We start from the raw sequence: 5,618 nt of genomic DNA on the forward strand, positions 1-5,618 counted from the left end.
TCTGAGGGGCTTTGATGGCTGGTCTGGGTGGGGTTGAGGGGTTGATTGGGGCTGTGTTGATCGAGAGGTTGGCGGGTTCTAGGAGGCTTCAAAAAAGTTTGGCGATTCTTTAAAAATCGTGTAATAATCTAAGGCTTCGCTGATCGCAGCGAAGTTGGCGAGAAGGGCGGAGAGAGTTGCCTGACTTGCGGGATCATTAAAAACATACAGCCGATAAGCGTGGGCGTTTGAGGCGAATGGCCAAGTTCTTCGGAACGAAGCCTTTAGGCTTTAAATGCTCATGAGAATAGAAGTGAAGTTCACTTCAATTCCGTTTTTATGAGTTTGTCTCGCGAGAGACGTTAAATTCAAGATCGAACTATAGAGTTTGATCCTGGCTCAGATTGAACGCTGGCGGCATGCCTTACACATGCAAGTCGAACGGCAGCACGGGAGCAATCCTGGTGGCGAGTGGCGAACGGGTGAGTAATACATCGGAACGTGCCCAATCGTGGGGGATAACGCAGCGAAAGCTGTGCTAATACCGCATGAGATCTACGGATGAAAGCAGGGGACCGCAAGGCCTTGCGCGAATGGAGCGGCCGATGGCAGATTAGGTAGTTGGTGAGGTAAAGGCTCACCAAGCCTGCGATCTGTAGCTGGTCTGAGAGGACGACCAGCCACACTGGGACTGAGACACGGCCCAGACTCCTACGGGAGGCAGCAGTGGGGAATTTTGGACAATGGGCGCAAGCCTGATCCAGCCATGCCGCGTGCAGGATGAAGGCCTTCGGGTTGTAAACTGCTTTTGTACGGAACGAAAAGGCTTTCTCTAATAAAGGGGGCTCATGACGGTACCGTAAGAATAAGCACCGGCTAACTACGTGCCAGCAGCCGCGGTAATACGTAGGGTGCAAGCGTTAATCGGAATTACTGGGCGTAAAGCGTGCGCAGGCGGTGATGTAAGACAGTTGTGAAATCCCCGGGCTCAACCTGGGAACTGCATCTGTGACTGCATCGCTGGAGTGCGGCAGAGGGGGATGGAATTCCGCGTGTAGCAGTGAAATGCGTAGATATGCGGAGGAACACCGATGGCGAAGGCAATCCCCTGGGCCTGCACTGACGCTCATGCACGAAAGCGTGGGGAGCAAACAGGATTAGATACCCTGGTAGTCCACGCCCTAAACGATGTCAACTGGTTGTTGGGTCTTCACTGACTCAGTAACGAAGCTAACGCGTGAAGTTGACCGCCTGGGGAGTACGGCCGCAAGGTTGAAACTCAAAGGAATTGACGGGGACCCGCACAAGCGGTGGATGATGTGGTTTAATTCGATGCAACGCGAAAAACCTTACCCACCTTTGACATGTACGGAATTTGCCAGAGATGGCTTAGTGCTCGAAAGAGAACCGTAACACAGGTGCTGCATGGCTGTCGTCAGCTCGTGTCGTGAGATGTTGGGTTAAGTCCCGCAACGAGCGCAACCCTTGTCATTAGTTGCTACATTTGGTTGGGCACTCTAATGAGACTGCCGGTGACAAACCGGAGGAAGGTGGGGATGACGTCAAGTCCTCATGGCCCTTATAGGTGGGGCTACACACGTCATACAATGGCTGGTACAAAGGGTTGCCAACCCGCGAGGGGGAGCTAATCCCATAAAGCCAGTCGTAGTCCGGATCGCAGTCTGCAACTCGACTGCGTGAAGTCGGAATCGCTAGTAATCGTGGATCAGAATGTCACGGTGAATACGTTCCCGGGTCTTGTACACACCGCCCGTCACACCATGGGAGCGGGTTCTGCCAGAAGTAGTTAGCCTAACCGCAAGGAGGGCGATTACCACGGCAGGGTTCGTGACTGGGGTGAAGTCGTAACAAGGTAGCCGTATCGGAAGGTGCGGCTGGATCACCTCCTTTCTGGAAACAATGCCGTTCAAATTGAACGCCCACACTTATCGGTTGTTGGAAGAGGTCGATTTGTTTCGACCATGGGTCTGTAGCTCAGCTGGTTAGAGCACCGTCTTGATAAGGCGGGGGTCGTTGGTTCGAGCCCAACTAGACCCACCATCTTCTGATATCCAAGTGAGAGGACATCGGGGGATTAGCTCAGCTGGGAGAGCACCTGCTTTGCAAGCAGGGGGTCGTCGGTTCGATCCCGTCATCCTCCACCATCATCCTGGTAGATCCTTCAACACCAAAGCGGCTTTGTGCGAGAGCGCGAGGCCTCTTTGTTGTTGATCGAGATTGTTCGGTCAATCGGCTGTTCTTTAAAAATTCATAGAGTCGAATCAGCGTTGCTGATGGAAACTGCACATTCGTAAAGGTTTAGTGCGGACCGTGCCATCAGCAACAAGAATTTTTGATTGCGTCAAATGAACTTTACTTCGAAGCAATTCGAATTGAAGACGGCATAACGCGTCAGGTGAAAGACCTGACATATTCCTTGATGGGCTTTGGTTTCTGTGAAGAAACGTCAAAGTTATAGGGTCAAGTGAATAAGAGCATGTGGTGGATGCCTTGGCGATGATAGGCGACGAAGGACGTGATAGCCTGCGATAAGCTTCGGGGAGCTGGCAAATTAGCTTTGATCCGGAGATTTCCGAATGGGGAAACCCACCGAAAGGTATCGTTATCTGAATACATAGGATAACGAGGCGAACCGGGTGAACTGAAACATCTCAGTAGCTCGAGGAAAAGACATCAACCGAGATTCCGAAAGTAGTGGCGAGCGAAATCGGAAGAGCCTGTTAGTGATAGCACAAGACTTAACGGAACGGCTTGGAAAGGCCGGCCATAGTGGGTGACAGCCCCGTACGTGAAAAGACTTGTGTGGTACTGAGCTGACGAAAAGTAGGGCGGGACACGAGAAATCCTGTCTGAAGATGGGGGGACCATCCTCCAAGGCTAAATACTCATCATCGACCGATAGTGAACTAGTACCGTGAGGGAAAGGCGAAAAGAACCCCGGGAGGGGAGTGAAATAGATCCTGAAACCGCATGCTTACAAAAAGTCGGAGCCCGCAAGGGTGACGGCGTACCTTTTGTATAATGGGTCAGCGACTTACATTCAGTGGCAAGGTTAACCGAATAGGGAAGCCGTAGAGAAATCGAGTCCGAATAGGGCGTCTAGTCGCTGGGTGTAGACCCGAAACCAAGTGATCTATCCATGGCCAGGATGAAGGTGCCGTAACAGGTACTGGAGGTCCGAACCGACTAGTGTTGCAAAACTAGCGGATGAGCTGTGGATAGGGGTGAAAGGCTAAACAAACTTGGAAATAGCTGGTTCTCTCCGAAAACTATTTAGGTAGTGCCTCAAGTATTACCGTCGGGGGTAGAGCACTGTTTTGGCTAGGGGGTCATGGCGACTTACCAAACCAAGGCAAACTCCGAATACCGACGAGTACAGCTTGGGAGACAGAGCACCGGGTGCTAACGTCCGGACTCAAGAGGGAAACAACCCAGACCGCCAGCTAAGGTCCCTAAAATTGGCTAAGTGGGAAACGAAGTGGGAAGGCTAAAACAGTCAGGATGTTGGCTTAGAAGCAGCCATCATTTAAAGAAAGCGTAATAGCTCACTGATCGAGTCGTCCTGCGCGGAAGATGTAACGGGGCTAAGCCAGTTACCGAAGCTGCGGATGCACAGTTTACTGTGCGTGGTAGGAGAGCGTTCTGTAAGCCTGTGAAGGTGCGTTGTAAAGCGTGCTGGAGGTATCAGAAGTGCGAATGCTGACATGAGTAGCGTTAAAGGGGGTGAAAAGCCCCCTCGCCGTAAGCGCAAGGTTTTCTACGCAACGTTCATCGGCGTAGAGTGAGTCGGCCCCTAAGGCGAGGCAGAGATGCGTAGCTGATGGGAAACAGGTCAATATTCCTGTACCGATGTGTAGTGCGATGTGGGGACGGATCTTAATAGGTCATCCGGGTGTTGGATATCCCGGTTTAGTTGGAAGTAGGCGTGCGTTAGGCAAATCCGGCGCACATATACCGAGGCCAACGATCGAGCCAGCTTGCTGGTGAAGTGACTGAACGAGGTTCCAGGAAAAGCCACTAAGCTTCAGCTGCACACGACCGTACCGCAAACCGACACTGGTGCGCGAGATGAGTATTCTAAGGCGCTTGAGAGAACTCAGGAGAAGGAACTCGGCAAATTGACACCGTAACTTCGGAAGAAGGTGTGCCCTATTAGTGTGAAGTGAACAACGGAGCATGAATGGGTTGCAAAAAATCGGTGGCTGCGACTGTTTATTAAAAACACAGCACTCTGCAAACACGAAAGTGGACGTATAGGGTGTGACGCCTGCCCGGTGCTGGAAGATTAAATGATGGGGTGCAAGCTCTTGATTGAAGTCCCAGTAAACGGCGGCCGTAACTATAACGGTCCTAAGGTAGCGAAATTCCTTGTCGGGTAAGTTCCGACCTGCACGAATGGCGTAACGATGGCCACACTGTCTCCTCCTGAGACTCAGCGAAGTTGAAATGTTTGTGATGATGCAATCTCCCCGCGGAAAGACGGAAAGACCCCATGAACCTTTACTGTAGCTTTGTATTGGACTTTGAACAGATCTGTGTAGGATAGGTGGGAGGCTTTGAAGTGCGGTCGCTAGATCGCATGGAGCCAACGTTGAAATACCACCCTGGTGTGTTTGAGGTTCTAACCTAGGTCCATCATCTGGATCGGGGACAGTGCATGGTAGGCAGTTTGACTGGGGCGGTCTCCTCCCAAAGCGTAACGGAGGAGTTCGAAGGTACGCTAGTTACGGTCGGACATCGTGACGATAGTGCAATGGCATAAGCGTGCTTAACTGCGAGACTGACAAGTCGAGCAGATGCGAAAGCAGGACATAGTGATCCGGTGGTTCTGTATGGAAGGGCCATCGCTCAACGGATAAAAGGTACTCTGGGGATAACAGGCTGATACCGCCCAAGAGTTCATATCGACGGCGGTGTTTGGCACCTCGATGTCGGCTCATCTCATCCTGGGGCTGTAGCCGGTCCCAAGGGTATGGCTGTTCGCCATTTAAAGAGGTACGTGAGCTGGGTTTAAAACGTCGTGAGACAGTTTGGTCCCTATCTTCCGTGGGCGCTGCAGATTTGAGGAAGCCTGCTCCTAGTACGAGAGGACCGGAGTGGACACACCTCTGGTGTATCGGTTGTCACGCCAGTGGCATTGCCGAGTAGCTAAGTGTGGAAGAGATAACCGCTGAAAGCATCTAAGCGGGAAACTCGTTTCAAGATGAGATCTGCCGGGGCCTCGAGCCCCCTGAAGAGTCGTTCTAGACCAGGACGTTGATAGGTCGGGTGTGGAAGCGCAGTAATGCGTTAAGCTAACCGATACTAATTGCTCGTGCGGCTTGACCCTATAACTTTGATCTCCCAGATCAAGGTGTTATGCCAAGTGACGCAGTCAAATACCAAGCTGATTTAACTCTATGAATTCGCCGTCTTGACCTCAATACCAAGACAGCAACCCTTTATGCCTGATGACCATAGCGAGGTGGTCCCACTCCTTCCCATCCCGAACAGGACAGTGAAACGCCTCAGCGCCGATGATAGTGCGGGTTCCCGTGTGAAAGTAGGTCATCGTCAGGCTCTTACAGCCACAAAAAGCCCAGCCAGCAATGGTTGGGCTTTTTGCCTTTTAGCCACCC

The 5,618-nt window shown here is 51.9% G+C and carries 2 tRNA genes and 3 rRNA genes; all 5 read left to right on the forward strand.

Annotated elements, in window-relative coordinates:
* Nucleotides 1-355: 355 nt before the first annotated feature.
* The 5 genes from ACMGEZ_RS29510 to rrf all read left to right on the forward strand — a co-directional run bounded on the left by ACMGEZ_RS29510 (nt 356) and on the right by rrf (nt 5,559).
* A 16S ribosomal RNA gene (locus ACMGEZ_RS29510) occupies nt 356-1,890 on the forward strand.
* Between the two features lie 73 nt (nt 1,891-1,963).
* Nucleotides 1,964-2,040: transfer RNA gene (locus tag ACMGEZ_RS29515), tRNA-Ile, on the forward strand.
* Between the two features lie 28 nt (nt 2,041-2,068).
* Nucleotides 2,069-2,144 (forward strand) — tRNA-Ala (locus ACMGEZ_RS29520).
* 314 nt (nt 2,145-2,458) lie between these two features.
* A 23S ribosomal RNA gene (locus ACMGEZ_RS29525) occupies nt 2,459-5,329 on the forward strand.
* Nucleotides 5,330-5,446: 117 nt separating this feature from the next.
* A 5S ribosomal RNA gene (rrf, locus tag ACMGEZ_RS29530) occupies nt 5,447-5,559 on the forward strand.
* Together the 16S, 23S and 5S rRNA genes with 2 tRNA genes alongside form the textbook arrangement of a ribosomal RNA operon.
* Nucleotides 5,560-5,618 lie beyond the last annotated feature (59 nt).

It is taken from the genome of Variovorax stachyos, assembly GCF_051400855.1.
Lineage (GTDB): Bacteria > Pseudomonadota > Gammaproteobacteria > Burkholderiales > Burkholderiaceae_C > Variovorax.